General features: G+C 66.0%; 21 protein-coding genes. 11 read left to right on the top strand and 10 right to left on the bottom strand.

The window, feature by feature from the left end; all coding sequences use genetic code 11:
• The first annotated feature begins 459 nt into the window (after window positions 1-459).
• The 8 genes from dnaK to ACFK0J_RS16880 all read left to right on the top strand — a co-directional run bounded on the left by dnaK (window position 460) and on the right by ACFK0J_RS16880 (window position 8,934).
• Entirely contained in the window at window positions 460-2,352 is a 1,893-nt protein-coding gene (gene dnaK / locus ACFK0J_RS16915) for a molecular chaperone DnaK (RefSeq protein ID WP_378741301.1), read from the top strand.
• Between the two features lie 42 nt (window positions 2,353-2,394).
• Window positions 2,395-2,925 carry a nucleotide exchange factor GrpE gene (locus tag ACFK0J_RS16910; protein WP_378742873.1) on the top strand — a complete coding sequence of 177 codons (531 nt, stop codon included), beginning with the start codon at window positions 2,395-2,397 and terminating at the stop codon, window positions 2,923-2,925.
• Window positions 2,926-2,931: 6 nt separating this feature from the next.
• The gene (locus tag ACFK0J_RS16905) at window positions 2,932-3,897 is read left to right on the top strand and encodes a DnaJ C-terminal domain-containing protein (RefSeq protein ID WP_378741299.1); all 966 of its coding nucleotides are present in this window, start codon (window positions 2,932-2,934) and stop codon (window positions 3,895-3,897) included.
• Window positions 3,894-4,199 carry a chaperone modulator CbpM gene (locus ACFK0J_RS16900; RefSeq protein ID WP_378730796.1) on the top strand — a complete coding sequence of 102 codons (306 nt, stop codon included), beginning with the start codon at window positions 3,894-3,896 and terminating at the stop codon, window positions 4,197-4,199. Before ACFK0J_RS16905 ends, ACFK0J_RS16900 begins: the two co-directional genes overlap by 4 nt.
• Complete coding sequence (gene clpB, locus ACFK0J_RS16895) at window positions 4,186-6,810, top strand: ATP-dependent chaperone ClpB (protein ID WP_378741297.1); 2,625 nt, start codon at window positions 4,186-4,188, stop codon at window positions 6,808-6,810. The genes ACFK0J_RS16900 and clpB overlap by 14 nt, the downstream gene beginning before the upstream one ends.
• 10 nt (window positions 6,811-6,820) lie before the next feature.
• A complete protein-coding gene (locus ACFK0J_RS16890) occupies window positions 6,821-7,126 on the top strand; it encodes a UBP-type zinc finger domain-containing protein (protein WP_378730793.1) in 306 nt (101 codons plus the stop codon).
• Between the two features lie 72 nt (window positions 7,127-7,198).
• On the top strand, window positions 7,199-8,461 hold the full coding sequence (locus ACFK0J_RS16885) for a PucR family transcriptional regulator (protein ID WP_378741295.1): 1,263 nt from the start codon (window positions 7,199-7,201) through the stop codon (window positions 8,459-8,461).
• Window positions 8,461-8,934 carry a general stress protein gene (locus ACFK0J_RS16880; protein ID WP_378741293.1) on the top strand — a complete coding sequence of 158 codons (474 nt, stop codon included), beginning with the start codon at window positions 8,461-8,463 and terminating at the stop codon, window positions 8,932-8,934. The genes ACFK0J_RS16885 and ACFK0J_RS16880 overlap by 1 nt, the downstream gene beginning before the upstream one ends.
• A 517-nt stretch (window positions 8,935-9,451) precedes the next feature.
• Here ACFK0J_RS16880 and ACFK0J_RS16875 read toward each other — a convergent pair.
• Both ACFK0J_RS16875 and ACFK0J_RS16870 read right to left on the bottom strand, forming a co-directional pair.
• Window positions 9,452-10,018, bottom strand: coding sequence for a hypothetical protein (locus tag ACFK0J_RS16875; protein WP_378741291.1), 567 nt, complete (start codon window positions 10,016-10,018; stop codon window positions 9,452-9,454).
• A gap of 90 nt (window positions 10,019-10,108) precedes the next feature.
• Complete coding sequence (locus tag ACFK0J_RS16870) at window positions 10,109-10,462, bottom strand: Hsp20/alpha crystallin family protein (RefSeq protein ID WP_378741289.1); 354 nt, start codon at window positions 10,460-10,462, stop codon at window positions 10,109-10,111.
• Between the two features lie 289 nt (window positions 10,463-10,751).
• Here ACFK0J_RS16870 and ACFK0J_RS16865 point away from each other — a divergent pair, with 289 nt between their 5' ends.
• Window positions 10,752-11,774 (top strand): S1C family serine protease, encoded by a 1,023-nt coding sequence (locus ACFK0J_RS16865; RefSeq protein ID WP_378741287.1) that lies wholly within the window; start codon window positions 10,752-10,754, stop codon window positions 11,772-11,774.
• A gap of 1,415 nt (window positions 11,775-13,189) precedes the next feature.
• On the opposite strand, the gene ltrA is transcribed toward ACFK0J_RS16865, so the two are convergent.
• The 6 genes from ltrA to ACFK0J_RS16835 form a co-directional block, all read right to left on the bottom strand.
• Window positions 13,190-14,971: a group II intron reverse transcriptase/maturase gene (gene ltrA, locus ACFK0J_RS16860; RefSeq protein WP_378741285.1), complete on the bottom strand. Its 1,782-nt coding sequence runs from the start codon at window positions 14,969-14,971 to the stop codon at window positions 13,190-13,192.
• A 722-nt stretch (window positions 14,972-15,693) separates the two neighbouring features.
• On the bottom strand, window positions 15,694-15,930 hold the full coding sequence (locus ACFK0J_RS16855; RefSeq protein ID WP_378741283.1) for a hypothetical protein: 237 nt from the start codon (window positions 15,928-15,930) through the stop codon (window positions 15,694-15,696).
• A 102-nt stretch (window positions 15,931-16,032) separates the two neighbouring features.
• Window positions 16,033-16,452 carry a hypothetical protein gene (locus ACFK0J_RS16850; protein ID WP_378741281.1) on the bottom strand — a complete coding sequence of 140 codons (420 nt, stop codon included), beginning with the start codon at window positions 16,450-16,452 and terminating at the stop codon, window positions 16,033-16,035.
• A complete protein-coding gene (locus tag ACFK0J_RS16845) occupies window positions 16,452-18,521 on the bottom strand; it encodes a hypothetical protein (protein WP_378741279.1) in 2,070 nt (689 codons plus the stop codon). The genes ACFK0J_RS16850 and ACFK0J_RS16845 overlap by 1 nt, the downstream gene beginning before the upstream one ends.
• Window positions 18,506-20,260, bottom strand: coding sequence for a hypothetical protein (locus ACFK0J_RS16840; protein WP_378741277.1), 1,755 nt, complete (start codon window positions 20,258-20,260; stop codon window positions 18,506-18,508). The genes ACFK0J_RS16845 and ACFK0J_RS16840 overlap by 16 nt, the downstream gene beginning before the upstream one ends.
• On the bottom strand, window positions 20,257-21,741 hold the full coding sequence (locus ACFK0J_RS16835; RefSeq protein WP_378741275.1) for a tyrosine-type recombinase/integrase: 1,485 nt from the start codon (window positions 21,739-21,741) through the stop codon (window positions 20,257-20,259). The genes ACFK0J_RS16840 and ACFK0J_RS16835 overlap by 4 nt, the downstream gene beginning before the upstream one ends.
• A gap of 20 nt (window positions 21,742-21,761) precedes the next feature.
• Here ACFK0J_RS16835 and ACFK0J_RS16830 point away from each other — a divergent pair, with 20 nt between their 5' ends.
• Window positions 21,762-22,223, top strand: a complete 462-nt coding sequence (locus ACFK0J_RS16830) for a hypothetical protein (protein WP_378741273.1) — start codon at window positions 21,762-21,764, stop codon at window positions 22,221-22,223.
• A 20-nt stretch (window positions 22,224-22,243) separates the two neighbouring features.
• Window positions 22,244-22,534, top strand: a complete 291-nt coding sequence (locus ACFK0J_RS16825; protein WP_378741270.1) for a hypothetical protein — start codon at window positions 22,244-22,246, stop codon at window positions 22,532-22,534.
• Between the two features lie 680 nt (window positions 22,535-23,214).
• Here the strand turns inward: ACFK0J_RS16825 and ACFK0J_RS16820 are convergent.
• A complete protein-coding gene (locus ACFK0J_RS16820) occupies window positions 23,215-23,619 on the bottom strand; it encodes a YidB family protein (RefSeq protein WP_378741268.1) in 405 nt (134 codons plus the stop codon).
• Window positions 23,620-24,592: 973 nt separating this feature from the next.
• On the bottom strand, window positions 24,593-25,072 hold the full coding sequence (locus tag ACFK0J_RS16815; RefSeq protein WP_378741265.1) for a hypothetical protein: 480 nt from the start codon (window positions 25,070-25,072) through the stop codon (window positions 24,593-24,595).
• Between the last annotated feature and the right edge of the window lie 230 nt (window positions 25,073-25,302).

The following is a 25,302-nucleotide window of genomic DNA, read 5'->3' as shown; positions in this document are numbered from 1 at the left end:
CACCTGCTATCTGGTGGCCACGGCTTCGGCGGTCGAATGGGATTCCGTGACCGGTGATTTGGGGATCGATGCGACCTATAGCTGGGTCAATCGCTTGCATCGCGAGGGAGACAGCTGGAGTTGGGGGGAGTGGATTCCCGCCGAGGGGTGCGCTGGTTCCGTACGGCACGCTGGCACACGACCGATGCTGCTCTGCCACCGGTTCCATGAGCGAATCCCATCGCTGGGCGGGTGGTTCATGCGGTGGGGCACCGTAACTCGGTGCTCGTCGTCGGCGCGGCTCAACGCGGGCAGTGGTCCCTGTGCTGGCAGGTCGAATTGGGTGTCTGTTTCCGGTCTCGCCGGGCCGTGGCCGGTGCCGGTGTCGAGTTGCGAGGATCGGATCGGCCGGGTCAGCTGCCGCGCGGATCGCGCGATGCCCCGGTTGTCCGTCCGCCGACTCGATCCGAAGGAACAGTCATGGCCACCGCTGTAGGTATCGATTTGGGCACCACGAACTCCGTCATCGCGAGCTGGCAGGGCGGGGAGCCGGTGGTGATCGCCAATTCCGAAGGGGCGCGCACGACTCCGTCCGTGGTGGCGTTCACCGAGGGTGGGGAGCGCCTGGTCGGTCAGCTCGCCCGCCGGCAGGCGATCTTGAATCCGAAGGGCACCATCTATTCCGCGAAACGCTTCATCGGCCGCCGCTTCGATGAGATCTCCGAGGAGGCCAAGGCGGTGAGTTTCGATGTGGTCGCCGGTGAGGGCGGCGCGGCGCGGCTCGAGGTGCGTGGCAAGAAGTACGCCCCGGAGGAGATCAGCGCGCAGGTGTTGCGCAAGCTGGTCGAGGACGCGAGCAAGTTCCTCGGTGAGCGGGTGCGCGAAGCCGTGATCACCGTTCCCGCGTATTTCAATGACGCGCAACGCAATGCCACCAAGGACGCCGGCCGCATCGCCGGGCTCGAGGTGCTGCGCATCATCAACGAGCCCACCGCCGCCGCGCTGGCCTACGGTATGGACAAGCAGACCCACGAGACGGTGCTGGTGTTCGATCTCGGCGGCGGCACCTTCGACGTGAGCCTGCTCGATGTGGGTGAGGGCGTGGTCGAGGTGCGGGCCACCGCGGGCGATTCCCATCTCGGCGGCGATGATTTCGACCGGCGCTTGGTCGACTATCTGGCCGACGAGTTCCAGCGCGACCAGCTGGTGGATCTGCGCAAGGATCCACAGGCCCTGCAGCGCCTGTTCGAGGCCGCCGAAAAGGCAAAGGTGGAACTGTCCTCGGTCGCACAGACACAGGTGAATCTACCGTTCGTCACCGCCGACGCCAATGGGCCGAAACACTTGGCCACCATCATCAATCGCGCCAAGTTCGAGGATCTGACCGCGGATCTGGTGCAGCGCTGCCTCGGACCCGTGCAGCAGGCGATGGCCGATGCCAAGGTGACCGCCAACGATATCGACGAGGTGATCCTGGTCGGCGGTTCCACCCGCATTCCGGCGGTGCAGGCGTTGGTCCGCCGCCTCACCGGCGGAAAGGCGCCGAATATGAGCGTCAACCCCGACGAGGTCGTCGCCCTGGGGGCGGCGGTGCAGGCGGGTGTGCTCAAGGGGCAGGTCTCGGATGTGTTGCTGCTGGATGTGACGCCGCTGTCGCTGGGTGTGGAGACCCAGGGCGGGGTGATGACCAAGATCATCGAACGCAACACCACCATCCCGGCCCGGCGCGCGGAGATCTTCTCTACCGCCGAGGACAACCAGCCTGCCGTGGATGTCGTTGTGCTGCAAGGCGAACGCGAACGCGCGGCCGACAACCGGGTGCTCGGGCGGTTCCGGCTGGAGAACATCCGCCCCGCCCGCCGCGGTGAGGCGCGCATCGAGGTCACCTTCGATATCGACGCCAACGGCATCCTCAATGTCACCGCCCACGACAAGGACACCGGCCGGGAACAGAGCATCACCATCAGCGAACAGTCCAACCTGGACAAGAGCGAAGTGGATCGGATGCTGGCCGAGGCCGAACGCCACCGCAGGGAGGACGAGCAATTGCGCCGGGCGGTCGACGCCCGCAACGAGCTGGATTCCATTGCCTACCAAGTGGAACGGCGGCTCGCCGAGCTCGGTGACGCCGCCCAGCCGCATGAGCGGGCACGCGCCGAGATGCTGATCAACGACGCGCGACAGGCGGTCAAGGAAAGCGCGCCCCCGGAGCGGGTACAGCCACTGACCTCGGAACTGCAGCAGCTGCTCTACGGGCTCATGGCCTCCGGTGGTGAGCCCGGTGGGACCGGTCAGCCGGGTGGCGCCGGTCAGCCCGGCGGCGGCTCTGCATCCGGGCACGACGTGATCGATGCCGACTTCGACCGGAGTTGAAGACCGATGGACGCCTCCATTGAACCGAAGGACACCAACACCGTGGCTGCGAGCCGAGATCGGTCAGATGTCGATCCCTCGGAGGAACCCTCGGCGCGTTCGCCCGCTGACACCGAGGCCCAGGACCGTTCCCCCGACATCGACGCCGCAGTAGCGCACGCCGAGGATCGCTGGCGCCGCACTGCCGCCGACCTGGACAACCTGCGCAAACGCTACGCCCGTGACGTCGACCGGGAGCGCGCCACCGAACGCGCCAAGGTGACGGCGGCCTGGTTGCCGGTACTGGACAATCTCGAACTGGCGCTCACCCACGCAGGCAGCGATCCGGGCTCGATCATCCAAGGCGTACAAGCGATTCGAGATCAAGCGGTGCAACTGCTGGAGGGGCTCGGTTACCCGCGCCACTGCGACACCGGCGTGCCGTTCTCGCCCGCCATCCACGAGGTGGTGGGTGTGGTCGACGCACCGGATGTGCCGGCGGGCACGGTGGTGGAGGTGGTACGCGCCGGCTATGGCGAGGAAGGCAGCCAACTGCGGCCTGCGGCAGTGGTTGTGAGCAAGCGTGAGGATTGAACACCGATGGCGCGCGACTACTACGAGGTCCTCGGCGTCCCTCGCGACGCCGACAAGGACCAGATCCAGCAGGCCTACCGCAAACTCGCCCGCCGGTACCACCCGGATGTGAACTCCGATCCTGCCGCGGTGGAGCGGTTCAAGCAGATCGGTGAGGCGTATCAGGTGCTGGCGGACCCGGAGACCAGACGCCGCTATGACCGCTTCGGCGAGAATTTCAGGCAGATCCCCGAGGACTACGACGAACGAATGGCCGGCGCAGGCGGTTTCGGGACCGGCGGGGTCCAGTGGGGACCAGGCACCGGCGGTATCCGCGTCAACGTCGGTCAGGGCTTCGGTCACGGCGGCGAAGCCTTCGATTTCGACGATCTGTTCGGCGGAATCTTCGGTGGCCGAGGGGGATTCAGTCGTAGTGGATTCGGCGGCGGTGGCGGGTACGGTTCGATGGCGGGTGCGGACCAGGAGGCCGAACTCGTGCTCACCTTCGAGGAGGCCTACCGCGGCGGTCGGCGCAGCCTCGGTATCGATGGCTCCACGCTCACCGTGGACATTCCGCCCGGAGTCACCGACGGCCAGCGCATTCGCCTGGCCGGGCAGGGCGGTCGCGGCAGCGGCGGGGCGGCCGCGGGCGACCTGTATCTGATCGTGCGGATCCAGCCGCATCCGCGGTACCGCTTGGACGGCCGCGATATCTATCTCGACCTGCCCGTCTCGCCGTGGGAGGCCGTGCTCGGCGCGGCGGTCGCCGTCTCGACGCCGGGCGGCGAGGCGAAGGTACGGGTCGTGCCCGGCTCGTCCACCGGACGCAAGCTGCGGTTACGCGGGGAGGGCATGCCGAATCCGCGCGGCGCCAACGGTGACCTCTACGCCGAGATCAAGGTGGTGGTCCCGGATCAACCGACCGAACGTGAGCGCCAACTGTTCGAGCAGTTGGCCGCCGTATCCAGTTTCGACCCGAGGAGGGCCCGGTGACCCGATACCTGCTGGCGCACCCCGCGCCCCTGCACCTGGAAACCGTCGCCTGGCGCGCTGGGCTGCATCCCGACCTGGTGCGCAGGCTGGTCGCGCTCGGCCTACTCGACAGCGTCCGGGACAGCGCGGGCGAGCTGCGCTTCGAACCGTCGGCGGTGGCCGTGGCCGCCCGGATCCAGCGGCTGCGTACCGGGCTGGGTCTGAACTACGCGGCGATCGGGCTGGTGCTCGATCTGCTGGATCGCATCGAGGAACTCGAAGCCGACCTGCGCCGAAGGAGGACACCTCATGGACACCGGTAGCCTGACCGAGAAGTCGCAGGAAGCCCTGCACGAGGCCCAGAACGTGGCGTTGCGGTTGGGGCATCCCGAAGTCGACGGCGAACACCTGTTGCTCGCGCTGGTCGAGCAGGAACAAGGTCTGGTGCCACGGCTGCTCGAGCAGGTGGGTGCTGATCCCCAAGCGGTGCGTGCCGATCTGGACCGCGAGCTGTCCCGGCGGCCCAAGGTCACCGGGCCCGGCGTGCGTCCCGGTCAGGTGATGATCACCCGGCGGCTGGCGGCGCTGCTCGAGGCGGCGCAGCGAGAAGCCAAGCGGCTCAAGGATTCCTATGTTTCGGTGGAGCATCTGATATTGGCGCTCGCCGAGGAGGGGTCGGGGAGCGCGGCCGGGCGCATCCTGTCGAGCCACGGAATCACCAGGGAGACATTTCTTTCCGCGTTGACGACGGTGCGCGGCAACCAGCGGGTCACCTCGGCGACCCCGGAAGGCGCCTATGAGGCGCTCACCAAGTACGGCCGCGACCTCGTCGCCGACGGCCGCGCAGGCAAACTCGATCCGGTGATCGGCCGAGACGCCGAAATCCGCAGGGTCACTCAAATATTGAGCCGCAAGACCAAGAACAACCCGGTGTTGATCGGCGATCCCGGCGTCGGCAAGACCGCCATCGTCGAGGGCTTGGCCCAGCGGATCGTGCGCGGTGATGTCCCGGAAGGGTTGCGGAACAAGACCATTTTCGCGCTCGACATGGGTTCGCTGGTGGCGGGCGCGAAATACCGCGGCGAATTCGAGGAACGGCTCAAGGCGGTGCTCGCCGAGGTCAAGGCCGCCGAGGGCGGCATCCTGCTGTTCATCGACGAGCTGCACACCGTCGTCGGCGCGGGCGCGGTCGGCGAGGGGGCGTTGGACGCGGGCAACATGCTCAAGCCGATGCTGGCCCGCGGCGAGCTGCACCTGATCGGCGCCACCACTCTCGACGAATACCGCAAACACATCGAATCCGATGCGGCACTGGAGCGCCGACTGCAAACCGTGCTGGTGGACGAACCCACCATGGAGGACACCATCTCGATCCTGCGTGGGCTGCGGGAGCGTCTCGAAGTGTTCCACGGGGTGAAGATCCAGGACACCGCGCTGGTCGCCGCCGCGACCCTGTCGCACCGCTACATCACCGACCGCTTCCTGCCGGACAAGGCGATCGACCTGGTGGACGAGGCCTGCGCTCGCCTGCGCACCGAAATCGACTCCATGCCTGCCGAACTCGACGAACTCACCCGCAAGGTGACCCGGCTCGAGATCGAGGAGGCGGCGCTGTCGAAGGAAACCGACACCGCGAGCAAGACCCGACTCGACGAATTGCGCAGAGAGCTGGCCGATCTGCGTGCCGAAGCCGACGCCCGCCACGCCCAATGGGAGGCCGAACGCCAAGCCATCCGGCGGGTGCAGGACCTGCGCGGTCGGCTCGAACAGCTGCGACTGGACGCCGAAGCGGCAGAGCGTGATTACGACTTGAACCGAGCCGCCGAGCTGCGCTACGGCGAAATCACCAAGGTGGAGCGTAATCTCGCGGCCGCCGAGGAGCAGCTGATCTCCAAGCAGGGTAAGCAGCCGCTGCTGCGGGAGGTGGTGTCCGAGGATGAGATCGCCCAGATCGTCGCCGCCTGGACCGGTATTCCGGTCGCCAGGCTGCAAGAGGGCGAACGCGAAAAGCTGCTGCGCCTCGATGAGATCCTGCACGAGCGTGTCGTGGGACAGGACGAGGCGGTGCAGGCGGTCGCCGACGCGGTCATCCGGGCCCGCTCCGGCATCCGGGATCCGCGCAGGCCGATCGGCTCGTTCATCTTCCTCGGCCCCACCGGCGTCGGCAAGACCGAACTGGCGAAAACCCTTGCCGCGGCACTGTTCGACAGTGCGGACAACATGGTGCGCCTGGATATGAGCGAATACCAGGAGCGCCACACCGTCAGCAGGTTGCTGGGCGCACCACCGGGATATGTCGGCTACGACGAGGGCGGGCAGCTCACCGAGGCGGTGCGCCGCAAGCCGTATTCGGTGGTGCTGTTCGATGAGATCGAGAAGGCGCACACCGACGTGTTCAACACCCTGCTCCAGGTTCTCGACGACGGCCGGATCACCGACGCGCAGGGCCGGCAGGTCGATTTCCGAAACACGGTGATCATCATGACCTCCAATATCGGCTCGCAGTATCTGCTGGACGGGGTGACCGCGGACGGCGAGATCAAGGAGGATGCCCGGGACCGCGTGCTGCGTGAACTGCGGACCCATTTCCGGCCGGAGTTCCTCAACCGAGTCGATGACATCGTGCTGTTCACACCGCTGACGCTGCCGCAGTTGGAGCGAATCGTCGAACTGCAACTGCAGGAGCTGCGCGACCGGCTGGCGCAGCGGCAGATCGAGTTCGAGATCACCCCGGAGGCCCGGCGATTGATGGCGCAGCACGGCTTCGATCCGGTCTACGGTGCCCGGCCGTTGCGTCGCTATATCGCGCACGAGGTGGAAACCAAGATCGGCCGGGCGCTGCTGCGCGGCGATATCGACCACGGCGTGATCACCGTCACCGAGCGAGACGGGGAACTTCTCGTCGCGCACGACCAGAAGCCGGTTGCAGCATGAGGATTCGGTTATGGGCGGCCCCTACGGGCCCTCGCTAGGCGGCAACGGCACGGCGTCCCCGCACCTCGATCCGCACGTGAGCGCGATTCGTGCGGTGACGCCGCGCAGTCCGCGGGGTTGTGAGGAATGCCTGCGGCTCGGGACGCCGTGGTTGCAGTTGCGGTTGTGCTTGACCTGCGGGCACGTCGGCTGCTGTGACTCCTCGCCGATGCGGCACGCGCGGGCCCACGCTACCGAGTCCGGCCATCCCATCGTGCGCACGCTGGTCGCGGGGGAGGACTGGTGCTGGTGCTATGTGCACCGGAATTTCGTGTGACGCAACCGCATGGGTTGATCGGCTGCGGGTAGACGATTGACGACACCACACCCACTGATCGCCTGCCTCGCCATGAACCACTCGCGTCCGCACCTCGATGAATCCCCGAAGCGCGCCGAGCCGACCTCGCTCGCCGAACTCACCGCGATGAACGAGCAACTCGCGGCCACGGTGCATCGACTGCGACAGCAGACCCGCGTGCACGAGGTGCTCGCCGGAGCCGCCGCCTACGGGACCGGTGAGCAGGCCATTGCCGACGCGCTCGGCCAGCTGACCGGGCTGCCGGTGGTAGTCGAGGATCCGTTCGGCAATCTGCGGGCCTGGTCCGGGCCGGGCAGGCCGGACTCGTATCCCAAGGATCCGCCGCTGCGGCGCGAACAGTTGCTACACCGGCTCGCCACCCACAATGCGCCCTTGCGGGTGCGTGAGCGGGTGATCGTGCTGGTTAAGCCGCGCAGCGAAATCCTCGGCACACTCGCCCTGGTCGATCCGGAGCACCGGATCGCCGAGGATCAGATGTTCGCCCTGAGTTACGGCAGTACCGTGCTGGCACTGGAACTTTCCCACCAGCGCAACGTGGCCGAGATCGAGCTGCGGTTACGGCGCGAACTCGTCGACGACCTGATCTCCGGCACCGACAACGACAACGACAGCGCCTACGCCCGCGCGCAGGCGCTCGGATATGACCTGCGCGGCCCGCATCATCTCGTTCTCGTACACAATTCCGACAATGCGGCCGCCGGTCGCGCCGCCGCCGACCTCGGCCTGCATTACCTGCAGGGCCGTTACGCGGGCATGGTCGTCTTCGTCACCGATCGCCGGCCCGACCCCGAAGAATTGCACCGCGTCATGCGTGCGGCCCTCGGACCGGTAGCGATCGGCATCAGCGGCGCTTGCGAGCAAGCCGGCGACCTCGCTCGCGGTTTCGACGAGGCCCGCCGGGCGCTGAACATCCGACTGCGATCCCGAATCCCGGATGGCGCCAATGCCTTCGACGAACTCGGCTTCTATCGACTCGTCGACGCCGCCCGCGCCGACGGGACCGCCGCGGCGTTTCTCCGTGAGGAGCTCGGTGTGCTGCTCGATTACGACCAGGCCCGCCACACCGATCTGGTCTACACCCTGAGCCAGTACCTGGAATGCGGCGGCAACTACGACGAGTCCGCGGCCGTCCTGCACATCCACCGAAGCACCCTGCGCTACCGGCTCGGCCGGATCCGTGAACTCACCGGATACGACCTACGTGACGTCAACATTCGGTTCAATCTGCAAGCCGCCACCCGGGCCTGGCAATTCCTGTCCATCGTCGGCCCCCAGAAAGAAAGGAAACAGTAATGAAGCTCAACAAGACCGCCGAGTTACGGTCCCGAGTTCCGGTGGCCACCTACGATCATTACGAGCAGGCCGAGCGCGCCGTCGACCATCTGTCCGACCAGAATTTCCCGGTAGAGCACACCACGATCGTCGGAGTCGGTCTGCGTAGCGTGGAACATGTGCTCGGGCGGCTCGATCATTGGCGCGCAACCGGTTACGGCGCCGCGACCGGTGCATGGATCGGCCTGCTGATCGGACTGCTGCTGTCGCTGTTCGCCACCAGCACCGTGTCGTGGTTGGCCATCATCATCTGGGGCGTGGTGTGCGGCGCGGTCGCTGGAGCACTGTTCGGCATTGTGTCCTACGCCCTCACCGGCGGCCGCCGCGACTTCATCTCGGCGAGCCAGCTCATCGCCGAACGGTACGAGGTGGCAGTCAGCCCCGACCACGCGCCACGGGCACAGGAACTGCTGCGGACCGCCCACACGGCTTGAAGCCTCGACTGCGGGCCGCAGCGGCAACTCCCCCTCCGCCCAAGCCATCCCCCCTTCGCCGTGGCGACGGGGGGATGGGTGTGTCGCAGCTGGTGTAGTCGACGTCGCTTCGAGTGTCCCTCTGCAGACCTACAACGGGGGACATGATCGCGCTCACCTTTTCCGCGCCTCACGGTGGCCAGTACTTTGTCATCTGCAACGACCTGAACCGGCATCGTCATCCACACACTGCCGTGTAAGTACCTCTCGCCGCTGAACAATCGCACCCCCCGTGAACCCAGGCGTAAGAGTCACGCCAGCCGCCCCATGGAGGCAATCGGATGCCATGCCCCGCAGCTAATTTCGCCGCCTCATGCTCGCACACGGCTCGCCGCCGTCGATCGCCTCGATCTGTTCGAGGAGTGTCGCGGCCGCTGACGAGCGCGGAGATCGATGCCGCCTTCGATTAGAGCCATAACGGCGGGAATACCGCACCGGCGATGGCGGAAGGAAACTAGACGGCCAACAGCCTGCAAGGTTACCGTATGGGTGAAGATTGCCGCGGTGTCGAAATATCAAAGGGAACAACGAAAGTCGCGGGCCCCGCCTTTTCGAACACAAAGGTGAACGGCACTGGCACTGCAGGCCGTACAGCGTCGGCGGCCAGGTGTACGTGGACGGTGAACGGCTCGTCCGGTGCGGGTGTGTTGTCGGGTTGTTCGATCGGCTGGGTCGCGGCGATCGCGGTTCCGGGTGGTAGGTGCAATGCGGCGGGGTCGGCGTTGATGGTGACTGTCGTTGCGGCGTCGGAAGTTATCGATACCAGCCGGTCCGTGATGCGGATGCTGGTGTTGACCGCGGTGAAGGACAGTGTCACGTTCGCGTATCGCGGTGTCGGTGCTTCGGCGACTGGTTCTGCGGACAGATAGACGTTGCGTAAGGCGATATGTCCGGCGTCGGCGTTGGTGCCGTTGATGGAGCTTCGGTGTTGGGCGGTCTGCGCGATCTGCCCGGCACCGCACGCCACCGCGAGAATCAACGCTGCGATGAGTAGGCTTATGCGGCCGGCGTGATTGTTCGGCCGATGAAGTCTTGCGCTGTTCATGTCCAGCCCTGCCGATCCGGACATCACCGATCGGTCGCGGCATCGTGAAACTGCTTTTGGCACAAGGGTTCCGAAGCCGCGACCGCAGGTTCAGTTGCTCTTGATCTCGATCCGGCGTGGCTTGGCGGCCTCACTCTTGGGTACGCGCACGGTGAGTACCCCGTTGGCGAGGGAGGCCTCGACCTTCTCCGCATCGACGTTCTGTGGCAGCGTCAGCCGATAGGTGAACTGGCCGGTGCGGCGGGTGCGGCGGCGGAAGACCCCTTGGTGTTCGGTCTGCTTGACCTCACCTTGGATGGTCAAATCTTGGCCGGACAGGTCGATATCGACGTCTTCGCGGCGGACACCCGGCAGGTCTATCTCGACCAGATAGGCGTCCTCGGTCTCGGACAGATCGGCCAGTGGCGACCAACCGCCCGTGATATCGGTTGTGCGGCTGAACATATCGTCCATCCACCGGCCGAGCTGAGTGTAAAGATCTTCGAATTCCCGAAACGGGTCCGATCGCTCCGGAGCTCGAGAACCGCGGAGGGTGGGCAGGTTCATGGGAAACTCCTTCCATTGTCGGGTGCTGACCGCCTTCCCCCCAACCGCACGGGTAAACCACCACGTCGCGGATGAAGTTCTGCACCGGCGGCTCCAGCCACCCAGCGCGGCCGCAACCCGCTGTCCACCAGGTGATTCCGATGTGCCGATGCCGCTTACCGAGACTTGCGACGGGTAAGTCGTGCCTATGAAGCGCAGAGGCACGATCGCGGCCGTCGCGGCAATTGTTGTCGTTGCCGGCTGCGCGGATCAACCGGACCGGCAGGGCGACAACACGCAGACGGCGGCTCCGGCGCCGACCCTGGCCGGCCCACCGGTGTCTACTGGTTACGTCGAGCTGGTCGACCGGGTCGGTCCGAGCGTCGTCACCGTGGAGCATCCGGGCGGGGTCGGCAGCGGTGTGGTGATTCGCTCCGACGTGATCGTGACGAACGCCCACGTCGTCGGGGACGCATCGACCGTCACGATCACCTTGGAGAACGGCGATCGCTTACCAGGGGTTGTCCTGGCCGCCGATCGGATGACCGACCTCGCTGTGGTGCGCACAGAACGAAAGAACTTGCCGATACCGGAGTTTCGGAGCGGCTTGCCTGAGCCGGGCGAGATCGCGCTCGCGATCGGTAGTCCATTGGGTTTCCAGAACTCCGTCAGTGCCGGTGTCGTCTCGGGCATCCAACGCAGTGTTCCAGGCGCGGCCCAGCAAGCCCCTGCCTTGGTGGACCTGATCCAAACCGACGCGCCCATCTCACCCGGGAATTCCGGCGGTGCACTACTCGACGTGCACGGCCGCGTCGTCGGCATCAACGAGGCTTATATTCCGCCCAGCGTCGGGGCCGTGTCATTGGGGTTCGCCATCCCATCGGCCACCGTGCTCGATGTCGTGGACCAACTGCTCACCAAAGGTGCGGCGACACATCCCTATCTGGGCGTGTCCGCCGGACGCATCACCCCGCAGATCCAGGAGATGCTCGGCGTGCCCGCCGAAGACGGGGCCCTCGTCGTCGGCGTGGACCCGGGCGCGCCCGCCGCCGCGGCCGGGCTACGCCCGGGCGACGTCATCATCGAATTCGCAGGCAAGCCCGTGCGAACCGTGGAAGACCTGCTCAGCGTGCTGCGCCGCCTCGAGCCAGGATCACAGCAGCCGCTGGTCTTTCTCCGCGGCGCCGAGCGTCAGCAGGTCACGCTCACCATCGGGGCCCGCACCGATTGACCAACACACTCGGCAATAGCCGAAAGGACCGCGACGGTGCGGTCCTCCTGGCCAGACTGCGGGAGCGGCTGACCGTAGATCAGTAGCAGCATGGATGCGACCCGGAGCCGGAGATCTATCTGGTTGTCGGCGAGAGTTCCCCAGGATCTGAAAGCGTCGGTACTGGGTGAGCGGCTGGCCGGTGGCGAACTCTCTCACGATGCGGCGATGGTGGTGGTTGCTACGCCGGGGCGATCATCGAGCGGCGTGGCCCGGTGATCGTGGACCGGGTGCTTCCAACCGCCTCGCCGATCGCGCCGAGGCTGTGGGCGGCGAGGTCGCGCCCTGCGCTGCCTTTAAGGCGGCGACTACGTCGCGCTTGACTCGGGCATAGGTGGCGACCCTGTCGAACCGCGCTGCCAGCGCAGCTAACAGCTGGTGAGAGATGAGTCCGATTAACGGTCCCCGCTGGTGAACAGGGCCGACAGCCGGTATGCCTTTTGCCTGCCCGATGGACGCAGCGCGGCCTGGATCTCCTCGAGTCGTCGTCGACGAAGTAAACGATCGCTCCTCAGTTTTGTCATTCCCGCCGTGGGCATATGAACTCAGTCGTGACAATGTGGCCGAGGTGGGACACAGGCAAACCCTCGGCTTCTACGAAGCTCAGGGTAGTGCTCTCCAGCGGCTGATCCGGCGTAGCAGGGCGGGCTCTGACTGTATGCAGCATCACCCCTGGGCCGATCGGCGGGTCGGGTTTGCTCGATCGGAGGTGGGGAAAGCGCGACAGGGGGATGTAGATACGGAGTAGCAACCTGATGGCTAACTTCGACGCGATATACGACAAGACACGGCATCGCGCGACCTCGAGTCCGGCGGCTTTTCTTCCGATGCGACACGGACCACGAGAAGCCACGCTGGGGAAGGAATACAAGACGGTTACAACATTCCTGGCATCCTGTTGTGGGTAGTGGGTATCGCTGCGCTTGGTGCGACGCTCACCGCGGCCGGGTCCGGCTTCCGTGGATGGGCGACGATCGGCGCAATCGTGTGCGTAGTCTCCCTACTGAGCGGTTCGGGCTGGCTCATCCTCGAACATCAAGGCCAAGGAAGGACTTTCCCTGACCGACCAAGTCGGGCACTAGCAATGCGGAGCCGGCGCATGTTCCACGACAGGCTCGCCGACCAGGGTGTACACGCCGCGTAAGTCACGTTCAACGGGCCCATCGGCGCCCGGCACGAACCGGACACGGTGGCCCAGGAACTGTGGCAACTCCACGCCGAAGGTGACCAGCCACGGACCGTCCTGCGCTGACACCACCCGCAGTGAGCGATGCTCGGGTACCGCCGAACAAGCGCGCACATGCCGGGTAGGCCGGGCGCATTACTACGCCCGGCCCCCCTCAGAACCGGACGTGCACGATTTCTATGCATCCGGCTCAAGCAAGCCCATGGCGGGCTGATGATGGTGTGCCGGGCTGCCGGGGGTGGCAGCGTGTGTGGATGAGACGGAGTTCGGATTGATCCGGTGCCCGTTCCCGTAAGGTGATGGCGTTCTTGGTGATTGCCTTGCGGGTGGCCGCCAGCCACTGTTCCCATTCAGTGGCGGTTTGTGGCGGGTGCTCGGCGTGTAGGAGTAGTTCACCGCATCGTGGGCAGCGGCCGTGCTGGGCTTGGAGTAGCCGCAGCCGGGTGGCATCGATGGGCAGACGTATTCCATTGCGCCGCCGGATTTTCCAGTAGTCGGTGAGGGCGGGATCATCGATTGATGCGGTGCCCGCGACCATCTGGTGCCGGATAATCCTGGTCCAGGCGAACTTGAGCAGGTAAGCACCGCTGACGCGGTCGCCAAATACCCACCGGTCTCGCCGGGAAGTGTTGAACGCGCCGAAGTAGCGGCGAACGATCCACCGTGTCGGCTTGTTCGGATGAGTGTGTTTGGCCCACTTGTAGGTGAGCTTCCACAGGTAGTGATCCAGGTCGTTGAATTCTTCGCTGGATACCACACCCCGGTAGTAGGCGGCCCAGCCCCGGATGATGGGGTTGAGCCGTGAAATCACTGCGGCCGCATTGGATCCCCACAGGGACCCTATTTCGGTGCGCAGCCGTTCCCGGATCCGCCTCAGCGCCGCTTTACTCGGTTTGATCAGCAGCGTGCCGCGATAGCGGCGGATGTTGAATCCGAGAAAGTCGAAGCCCTCGTCGAGGTGGGTGATGCGTGTTTTGTCCTCGTTGAAAGCCAGTCCCCTCAGCGCCAGCCACGCGGCGAGCCGGGCTTTGATCTTCTCGGCCTGCTGCCTGGAGTGGCAGAGGGCGACCAGGTCGTCGGCGTATCTGATCAGTACCGGAGAATTACGGTGCACCGCAGCGACTTTGGGGCCGATGCGGTCGTATCGCACCGCGGCGGCGGTTTCCATCCCGTGCAAGGCCACGTTCAACAACAGCGGGCTGATCACTCCACCTTGCGGCGTTCCCGCCTCGGTCGCGGTGAACTGCCCGTTCTCGATCACACCCGCTTTCAACCAGCGCCGGATGCGCTGGCGGGCGGGGAATCCGCCGAGCTCATCGAGCAGGCGGTCATGATCGATGCGGTCGAACGCCGCCCGCAGGTCGGCGTCGAGCACCCACTGGCGGGCCGGGTTAGCACCCTTGGCCACCTGGAAGATGGCCCCGATTGCGTCGTGGCAGCCACGACCCGGCCGAAATCCATAGGACCTCGCCTCGAATCGGGCCTCCCACTCCGGTTCCAGCGCGTTGAGTACCCGCGCTTGCAGGACCCGGTCCACGATCACCGGAATACCCAGCGGGCGTTGTTTGCCGCCTGCCTTGGGGATATACACCCGCTTGACCGGCCGAGCCGTCCACGGCCGAGCGTGACGGTGAATCCACCGCGTCAGCTCCGCCTTCTCCGGGCCGGTCGAGATGACCTGCCCGTCGATGCCCGGGGTCTTGCGGCCGGCATTGACCTCGCTCACTCGCCGCACGCTGATCAGCGTGTTGGCGCGTGAGCGCAACATCAGCTTCTGCAGGCTGCGGACCCGTTTGAGGTCCCCCGCTTGCGTCGCCGTGAAGATCCGCTGCCGCAGACGCTCTACGTTGTCCTCGACTGTCCGCCAATCCAGTGCGGCCCAATCGAATTCATTGTCCTCAGGTCCGTTCACCGTCGCGGCTCGCGCCACGGCGGTGTCCAACTTGTCCATCGGTTCGATTGTCTTGGTCATCTTTCCTTCACAGGCTCACCTGGCCCGCGTCAGCACCCTTTCGAGTCCGGACACATGGTCCGGTATCCGGCCGGTTATCCACCACGCACCAGCGGAGGGGCCAGTGACTACCCGTAGTGGTTTCCCGTTGCCTTTCGGCCACCGGCATTGGCTTCTCGGCCCATCCCAATCCCGCTCGGGGAGTTCAGCTTTCCTCATAGTCGGCCTACCGGACTCGAACTTTCGATGCCCGGACCCCGTCGGGGTTACCACGTTCCACACGCGCGAGATTCGGCCGGGGTGGGTGCCTTCTATATCCCGGGGACGGCGGTGCTCTCCCGGTCGAGTGCCGTCCTCGACCGGCGCCTGCCGCCTTGCAACGGCTGGTCCCTGCCCCCTGCCAACCGCTATCCATCGAGCAGGGTCCGCATTACGAGACATCAACGAAGGTTCACGCGATTCACCCGTCCGGCCTGCCCCTGGCCCGTGGTCCTCGGATGGATCGAGGACCCTTCGGCGTTCCTCTGAGCTTCGCACCCGGCCGTTACCAGCAACGCACGTCAGAGCGGGGCCGGGCACCGAGCACGCACCCGAAACTCACACAGCCGAAACCAAGTTCGGCCCTCCTATCTGCGAGTTCACTCGCATCGTGTGACATCGTGTCGCAACGGCAATACCGGATGTTCATCGGCGGTGGTGGCCAGCCGGTCGAGGCTGGCCACAGTGCTCCCGAGGATTGCTGGTTAGTCGGTCACGGGGGCGGGCCGGGCCGCCTTCTCCGCGGCGAGTTTCGCCGCCGCGATGGTGGCGCGCCGTCCCCATTTCAGTGTTGTGGTTTCGGTATCGACGTTGAACTGGTACAGGTTTCCGTCTTCCCACACGCTGAGTTGGCGCCGGTACATCGTGCGGACCAGGCTCGTGCCTTCGCGTGGATGCACCCGCAGCGTCCACCCTGCGGTGGCGTCGGCTTCGGAGAGCATCGGTCTGGCCTTTCGTCGCTGGACTGAAAGTAGACCAAACAGTATGCGACCAGTCGTCGATTCCTGGGGTTCTGTCGTTGGGCATCGCGGGGTGGCTCTACGTCACGGGCCGGTCGGTGCGGGGCCGTGTAGGTGTGGTGGGTTCGGGCGTCGGCTGGACAGGTCGGTGATCGTTCGTGTGGCGTGTAGCTGGCGGGTGAGCCGGTCATTGTCGAGGGTGAGTCGTTGGATCTGGGTGATGGCGAGTTCGAGGTCGGAGGCGAGGTCTCGGTTGCGGGTGGTCAGCTTCTGGTTCTCGGCACGCACACGGTCGTAGGCGTCGACTCCGGGGATCGGATCGCTCGGGCGGTCGCGGGTGCGGAGCTCGGCGCACAGGGCCGGGAAGTGGCGGCGGAATGTGGTGTTGGACAGTCCGAGACGCGATGCCAGTGCCAGGATGCTGGGTGTGCGGCCGGTTCGTTGCCGCATCTGGTCGAGTTGGGTGCGCACGAATTCTTCGGTCGGGATCGCAGTGTTGACCATCAACGGCTTCTGTCGGTGTCGATGAGCGCGGTGATGGCTCGGTGGCGTTGTCGCAGCCGGGTCTCGAGCAGCGGCGGGAGGGCTGGGCGCGCCGCCAGTTCGGTGTCGATGGCGTCGCGTTGCTGGGTGAGGGCGCCGGTGTTGGCGTCGGTGAGGGCGACGTTGTGGCATTCGAGCGGCTGGCAGTTGGCCGCGGTCGGGCGCAGCTGACCTGTTCGGTCGGTGCGTGGCTGGCACAACGCTTTGTCGGGGTTGAACACGCAGGTGACGTAGGTACCCGGATGGATGTGCGGGTCGTTGCGGGCCAGAATGCGCGCGAGGCGGCGGGGGTCGTTCACCACGGTTCCTTGAAACCCTGTCCGGGTCGCGAACTCGCGCAGCCGTGCCGCGGCTTCGTCTGCGGCGGGCCCGCGCAGTTCGTGGACGTGGTCGGTGGCCAAATTGAGCAGGACCTCGCCGCGGGCGAGGGCTTGTTCGGCCTCGACTTCGGCGCGGAAGCCGGACTCGCTGGTGCCCGCGTAGCCCTCGAACATCTGGATGCTGAGGTGGCGGTATTGGATGGCGCCGGCGATGGATCCGCCGGGGCGTCGGGCGATGTGCCAGGCCAGGGTGCGCCGGAATTGCCGGGTGGTCAGTTTCCAGCGGGTGCCGCTGATGTCGGGGATGGTGTCGGTGCGGCCGTGCTCGGTGCAGTAGGTGTTGACCCAGCTGATGACGGCGTTGATGAGAATGTTCGTTGTCATCAACGCCATCACGTCTCTGGCCGACTTCTTGCGGTAGCTGAGGTTGGCGAAGAGTTGGTCGGTCTCGGGGTGCTGGAGGTGCTCGAGTGCGGTGATCGCGCGGGCGGCGGGTGCTCCGATGATCCAGCTCGCCTCGGCTCCGGCGGGGTCGGCTTCGCCTTTGAAGGCTCGGCTGGTGACCGTCCATCGGTAGGGCTGGTCGCGGCCATCGAGCCAGGTCCGCACGGCGCCGCGGCGCAGGTGCTTGAGTTCGCTGTCGCGCATGCCCGACAGGTAGGCGATCGTGATGTAGCAGGCCCCCTGAAGCAGCGGGCCGAGCTCGAGCAGGCCACCGGCACCGACGTCGCGCCCGATGAACGGTACCCACGGGCGGCCGTCGTGCCGCCCGGTGATCTCGGTGCCGATGTCGGTTTCCGCGCACAGCCCTACCGTGTCCGCGGTCGCGGCGATGGCGTTGTGTTCCTGTTCGGTGATCCTCGAGCCGGGGACGCCGATCGCGGCGAGTATCGCGCGGCGATTGACGGTGCCGTAGTGTCCGGGCAACGGGGTCGAGGTGGCCAGGTGGGTGGCCAGCAGCCGGTTGAGGCGATCGATCCGCTCCGCAGCGAGGACGCGGTCCCCGCTGCCTGTGCGGTGTCGCGGCCGGGAAGGTTCGGATCGCCACCGGGTTTGGGCGGCGAGGATATCGGGGCCGAAGATGTCGATGATCCGCAGGCACCACACCAGCAGCGGTCCCATGACCTGCTCTGGGATACGCGGTGTGGTGTTCTCGCCCCTGGCTCGCCGGGTGCTTTTGCCCCAGCCTTCGGCCGCCAGCGGGTCCACGCTGAGGCGATCGCCCGGCAACACCGTGCGGTAGCGCCAGAACAGCCGCACCGCGCTCTGGGCGACCTCACGGGCCGCCTCGCTGGCCAGCACCGTGGTCAGATGGCGAGCGTAGGCGTCGAGATCATCGATGCTCAACGCGGACAGCGCCGGAGCGTCGGTGTGCTCGGCGACCCAGTGGCTGAACCGCTTGAACTCGCAGAACAACCGGCGCACCGACATGATCTTGGGGCGCACCTCGTCCGGCGGTAGCTCACCGGCGAGCATCGCGAAGCACAACTGTTTGACCACCGCCACCAACGCCGGTGCCACGGTGGTGAAATCCAAGCAGGCCGAACGCATCTGCTGTTGCAGCAGCGCCGGGGTCAGCACCCAGACCGGGTCGTCGTAGCGGGAGGTCGACTCGAGCTCCCAGCCCGGCGCCAGCGCTCGCCCGGTGAGCACGAACGGCCCGCCGCGGGCCGGCTGCGGGGCCGGGGGCCGGGTCAGGGGTGTTCCCACGGTGCCTCCACCAGATCGAGTAGAGCATCGACGCCGGGCTGGCGGCGCGCGTGATCGAGCTCGGTGACGCTGAATTTGGCCAGGATGTCGTGACGGATCGCTGCCCACGCGGGCCCGTAGCGTGCCCACCACTGCGCCTCGCTCACCACGGCCCGGCGCGAGTCCAGGGCCTCGAGCAGGGCGAGCAGACGGGGAAGATGCTCGGGGGTGACGATGGCGTTACCGCAGTGAAAGCAGTCCAGAAATGTTGCCCGGCAACTCTTTCCCGTCGCCGGATGGCTTGCCGGGTCGCGGCAGTCCGACCAAACCCCACCCTCGGCCGCGTGGTCGCCGGTACCGCGGTCGCGGACGACTTCGCCGCCGTGGGCGTCGAGCTGTCGCTGGTGCGCGTCGAGCGCGGCGGCTTCGGCGTCGACCAGAGCAGAGCTGGTCACCCGCTGTGCCCAGTCGATCATGGTGGGATCTGCGCGGAGGTAGTCGCGGAACAGCACCGGCGCGGTGTTGCTACGCGCCGCCGAGGGCAGATGCCCGCCCATGCGCTGGGTGCGCCGGACCTCGATACTGATCCGCAAGCGACCGAAATGCACACTCAGCGGTGTGCCGTCGTCATAGGTCAGCTGTCGGCGTCGCGACCAGCCCGCGACATCGATGCCCGCGGTCAGTGCGGCCCGGAACGGGCTTCCGTGACGTTCGGCGTTGCTCGAACGCCAATAGGACCAGAACCAGCGGGGATCGTGCGCCAGAGCGCGACTGCGCGCCATCAGCTCGTGCAGCAGCAGATACAGCCCGCCGGGTTGGCGCAGATCTTGGCCGGGGCGTCCGATCTCCCAGGTCACCGTTTCGGTCCAACGCCCTTGACCGCGGCGGCGTTTGGTCAGGCGCACCTCCACGGCGCGGTTGTCCAGGATCCGGTGCTCGGCGGGCAGTTCCTTGATGGTCTCGATGTTTCGCCCGGTGACCGCCACCAGCAGTACCATCATCGCGGGCAGGTCATCGCGTAATGGAAATAGTTGCGCGGCAGCGGCTTTGGTTTGCCAGTCGTAGCGCAAAGATTGACCGGAGGCGACGGCGCGCAGATCCTGGTCCGCGTCGACGTCGCCGGCATCGGCCTGTTCGAGCCGGGTGCCGCCATCGTGCAGGCGAGTACGAAGTCGTGACACATCGGTCCTGGCGGCCGCGAGGAGCCGGTGTAGTTCTGCGTCGGAGTAGCCCTGCTGGGTTCGCCCGCGCACCGCGGGCACCCGCAACACCAACTTCTCGTGTACCGCGGTGTCGATCCGCTCACCCAGCGGCGGCACTCGCAGCAACTGTGCGAGCTGGACTACCTGGCGACGGCCATAGATCGGCTCGTCCTGGCTGCATCGTTCATCGATGAATCGTGAAACATGCTCGACGCGAAGCTGTTCGGGCACCTCGGGCGGATCCGGCCACTGTGCCAGCGATCGAAGAAACAACTTCAGCGGAAGCCACGCCGCCAGCACCGAGGACGAGGTACGCAGCCCTCCTGCTGGGCCGATCCGCTGAGCCAGCGCCACCGCCACGTCGGCGTGCCAGCCGGGCAACGCGCACTCGGCGAAGTTGAAGCTGCGATGCCGCCCGTCCTCACCGTGGAACTGCACGACCACCTGCCCCGCCGCGGTGACGACAACCGGCGCGGGTGGCTCGTAGTAGCCCTCCGGCATCGGCGCACGCATGCCCGGCCGCGTGCTACCGCGCCCGGAGTCCTTCGACTCGCTCACCGCGCGAACCCCTGCGGTTCCGGGGTCTCCTCGACGGTCAGGTCGGGTGGTTCCCAGTCGTCGGGGACCAATGCCATGCGAGTCTCCATCTCCAACTCCGCGAGAGCGTGCAGGTAGATCTGGGTGGTCACCACACTGCGGTGGCCCAGCCGGCGCCGGACCCAATCGAGCGGGTCACCGAAGATCCGGGTGTAGTGCTCGCGCTGCTCACCCGACCACTGCGCCAACTGTGCCAGGTGCCCACGCTGCAATTGCTCGAGCGTCACCACCGCGAAGGTGTGCCGCAGCAGATGCGCGTGCGCGCGCAACTCCACACCCACCGCGGCGCACCGCCAGTTCGCTTGGCAGAACATCTCCTTCCACGCCGACACCGACAGCGGCTCACCCCGCTCACCCAGCCAGAACATCGCCGGGACGAGACCGTCCGGGCCATCCACCAGCAACAGCCGCCGCTCCGCGAGACGCAAATGACTGACTTTCACCAGCTCACTGCCCCCGACCCGGCGAGCCAGCGCGCGCTCGGGATCCTCGAGGACCCACGGCCTCCGCCACCGCCGATAACGTCCCTGCTCCACCGCGGCCGCGACCACCTCGCTACGGTCCCAACGCGCCACCGCGTCCAGATCGGCGTGCACCGACCTCGGAACATAGATCCAGCGCGCCGATCCGCCTTTCGCGATCGCCGCGGGCAGCCAGAACTTGCGATACCCGCCACCCAAGGTCTCGGCGCTCGGCAGATCCAACGTCGTCAGCGATGCCTGCTCGGACAACCGCAGCCCGGTCCGCACCATCAAGTCGCAGAACGCCGTATTCCGTGCAGCCCACCGCCCACGAAACCTGGTGCGGGGCAACCCCTCCGCGCTGAACCCGCGCACACCGGTATCTCGCCACCTGCGGTAGGAGCCCGGTGGCAGCCATTCGATGTGTTCCGCGGCGGAGTCGTGGGCGTAGGTCGCGGGACGCTGCTCGTCCATCGTCTGGCGGCGCAGCTGATCACCGACACCGTGGCGGCGGCTGGTCTGCGGAATGGGGCTGGTCTGTACGAGCTGCTTGCCGACTGCCCACCGATAGAAACGGTCCACGGCCGCGACTTCCCGATCCCACGTCCTGCCAGCCACTTTCGGGCCAGCAGCGTCACGCCGCCGCCACGCCGAATACGCCAGATGGTCGCCGACACCTGCATCACGCCACGAACGCCGGCCACGCGACTGCCACAGAAAGGTGAAGAACGCAGCCAAATCACGGGCGTACCCGTGCTGGGTCGCCACCGCGGCCGACCGCATCCCCGGCGAACCGAAGAATCCGTTCAGCGCCACGTCGTACTCGAACAACGGCGACACCAGAATCGGAGTCCCCACCTCGAGACCCGCAGACTCAACCCAGTCCGTCCACCCGGCCACGTCGACCGCGAACGGCAGATCGGTTCGGGCCGCCGGCAACTCCTCGCGGATGAATTGCACCCGCCACACACCAGTCGTCATCAGCCACGATCATTCGGTCAATGACCGGCTGTGCACAAGGAATCGTCAGCAAGCGCCTGGACTCCACCTATCAGCCCGGCCGCCGATCCCGGTTGTGGATCAAATCGCCCCTACGCCAGACCACCGACGTGATCGTGGCCGGATGGATGCCGAGCAGCACCGGTGACCGCGGCTCGCTCGGCTCGCTAGTGCTCGGTGCCTACAACGACGCCGAGCAGCTGGTCTACGTCGGGCACGTCGGCACCGGTTTCACCATGGCGGCCCGGCGTGCACTGCGTGAACGCCTCGACGCGATCTCCCGGCCGGACCACCCGTTCGACCTGCCGCCACCGCAAGCCCGCACCGCTGGGGCGCGGTGGGTGGCAGCGGAACTGGTCGGCGCGGTGGAGTACCGCGAATTCGTCGGCGCGCTGCGGCACCCGAGCTGGCGCGGCCTGCGCACCGATATCCAAATCCGCCACGTCCGGCGCCCGATACCGTGATCGCTGGCGGAGGTGGACCGATGGAAGACGACGAGCTGATGACTCCCGCCCAGCAACAGCTGGTGCTCGCGATGGTCGATGCCATCAACGACGCCGCACGACCGGTCACCGACGAAGAACTCGCACGGTTTCTCGGTCAACCCCTCGATGATGTCGCCGCGGTGCACCGCATCCTCGAGCTGGACAGCGTCGCATTCGAGCGCGGTGAACCCTCCGCCGTCGTGCTCGGCCGAATCCTGGACGTGCTGGAGTCCCTGGCCGAAGGTGAGCAGTACACCCCGCCGCCGCCCGATATGGACGACCGCGTTTGAGGCGACGTGACCGACGCCAGCTAGCAAGCGCAAAGAGCGCCCCCGTCGACATCGTGTGGCCCGAAGGCGCTGCGCGGGGGCTCCAGTCCTCAGCCTCGCAAACGAGCGGTCGGGTACTGGTGAAGTACGTCCCGTCGATCCACTCTTGCCAGCGTTGACACTGGCTCAGCAAGCCTTCGGCGGTGTATCCCTCGAACAGCGGAGTCCAGTCGTCATCTGAGTACGGATGTTCGGTCATGCGCAGTTGGACGCCACTTCTCTGGGGGTGCTCGAGACTTGAGCGCGGCTCTCGTGGAAGTTCGTGCTGCTCAGCGGCTTCGGCGGCGACGGTAGCGGATGGCAACAGGTGTGGTGCACGGATCTGACGTCCCACACGGTCGGTCGAGAACTTTCGGTTAGCCGACGGTCGATGCCGAGAACGGACGACCGGGGTCCTCCGCCCTCCAGGGGGCATCGCGAAGTCGTCCGAACTCGCTGTAGATAGCCGATTACAGCGCACCTGATTCGTACTTGTATAGGCAGACACCGCAACCTGGTCACAGGGCACAACTTGTGTTCAATCGCCTATCCACCGTTACTCCGGCATGCTCTGGCCCCAACGACACAACCGATCACTACGAACTGCACGTAACAATCGGGACGACAGGTTGATCGCGGCACTCGAACAACCGGACCCGGCCCTATCCTTGACCCACCTCCTGCGTGAACTGAAGGACGATGAATTCCGCAGGCCGTACAGGAGCCATCCCAATACGGGCGGTGGGCACCGTGAACGGGGCGTTACCTTCGAAATCGCTATAAGCCTGGTCGAGGATTTGAGGGTCGCTGGTGGGCTGCCCGCCCGGCGTGATCTGGTCGATCAACACTGGCAATTGGACCGCCACATAGTCCGCGATTATCTGGCTGTCCGTCCCAGTCTGATCGGCGATATCAGCAAGTTTGTCCTCACCGAGGATGGTCACGACCTCGGTGGCAGTGAGCGGTTCATTGGCCTCCGTGCTGATCCAAGACTGCACCTGAGGTAACCGGCTGTCGTCTGCCAGTTGCGCGACAGCCTGGGCGATGGACGGCGTGGACTCGGACACGAGATTCTCCTTCTGCTAGCAACAGAAGACAGCTCCTTGACTTGGCCTGGGCTGTCTGCCATTGAACGTTCTGCAAGCGAATCTTCTTGGCATCGTAAGCATCCCAGCACGCCACTCGCTCAGGTACGCAATCCGCAGATTGCTTCGAACCTCCGCATCTGCCGCGATGTGCCCGGTTTGTCGTGCCGATCGCCTGGTTGACCAACAAGGAGCCACAGAGCTAACACCCCCGAAGAACCGTTGCAGAACCAGCCTGCAGATCAGCGGGTGCAACAGCTCACTACAGATCCGAAACCCTCAGAGAACGCGCCATCCGACCCCTTCAATTCCATGCGGGTTCGTTGCGCGCAACGGTGTGTAGTCGGGCGATTCGCCCGGATAACCCTGCGGGTTTGTCTTGTTTGTGACGCAGGTTGATCCGTTGTACGAAACCACCTGGCCAGCCTGATACGACGGGGCTTGTCCGTCGAATGGAACCGCTTGGGGATTGGGCGTATCAGAAGATTCCATGCCGCCATCTAACCGAATGTCTGAAGCCGGGCCAAGTAAGTCATGAGCGACGGAACGTGCCGCGCTCGGCGATATCGAGCGTTCGTCCTCAGATGCCGCCCCGTAAATCTTTTGAGGTCCCGCGCTGGCCGATTCGCTCGGCGCGGACAGCGGCAGAAGACGATGTTGGCTGACAGCGTGGTCGACCGCTGATCCGGCTCGGCAGTGCGCGCCGAGCGGCATAGACAGGCGTTCGGTGGGTGGTTCAACGATGGACCGGTGACCCTCATCCGCTCCCACGTCCGGGAGTCTTGGTTGAAACGGGGCCAGAACTCGGAGGGCTCTCCGGCGCACAGAACCAGACCTATTTGCGCTCCTCGCAAGCATTTTCGAGCCGTTCCGAGTGGCGCTGGGACCCAGCAAGACCGTGATTTTGGGGCGGAGGTCCAGGTTGAACCCTGTCGCCCCGACAGAACCCACCCGGTCAGGGTGACTGACTTGGCATGCGAGCTTTAGCGACGGCCGCGGCCTGGGTGGGGTTGTACACCTCGGGTTCGCCCGGGAAATACACCACATGGTCCCGGGCGCAGTAATACAGCGCCGCCCACCATGCCTGCGCCTGGTCGTACCGGGCTTGCGCACGTCGTCCCGCACGCCACGCCAGAAAGCCGAGTCCCCACGGCAGCCACGTGATGATCAGCGGAACAGCCACTGCGGTGACGAGCGTCGTGGGGGATGTGTCGGCCGAGGTTTGGCTCTGAAAGAAGGCGTAGTGCACGAGGCCGGCAAGAATCAATAGAGCGATTCCGAGTCCGACCATCGCCCGCGGCCGTCGCTCCGGTAAATCCAGTGTTCGCGCCAGGTCGGTCTGGTCGACCCGGTACTGGCTGGTGAGACCGTACCGTGCCGGTGTGCTCGCGTAGCCCCGTGTGGTCCCTCGCTCTACTACCGCCGGAACACTCATCGCCTGATCCTGCATCCCGCAGCGTGGGCAACGGATATCCACGCCCCCAACGCTAACAAGCCGCCGATGCGGCCCGCAGCCGAACTCGCACGCTCCACTCGGCGTCGCGTTCGTGGCACCTACCCTTCAGAATGACGAGTTGGACGCGCTGCGGCGCGGCCGGTTCCGGGCGGGGTGTATGCCGCGAGAGAGCGCGTTCGAAAGATCAAGTGTGAAGAGCAAGCCGAGGC

The sequence above is a fragment of the Nocardia brasiliensis genome (assembly GCF_042691675.1).
In the GTDB taxonomy this organism is placed as follows: Bacteria; Actinomycetota; Actinomycetes; order Mycobacteriales; family Mycobacteriaceae; genus Nocardia; species Nocardia brasiliensis_D.
This window is presented reverse-complemented; position numbering and strand designations above follow the sequence as displayed.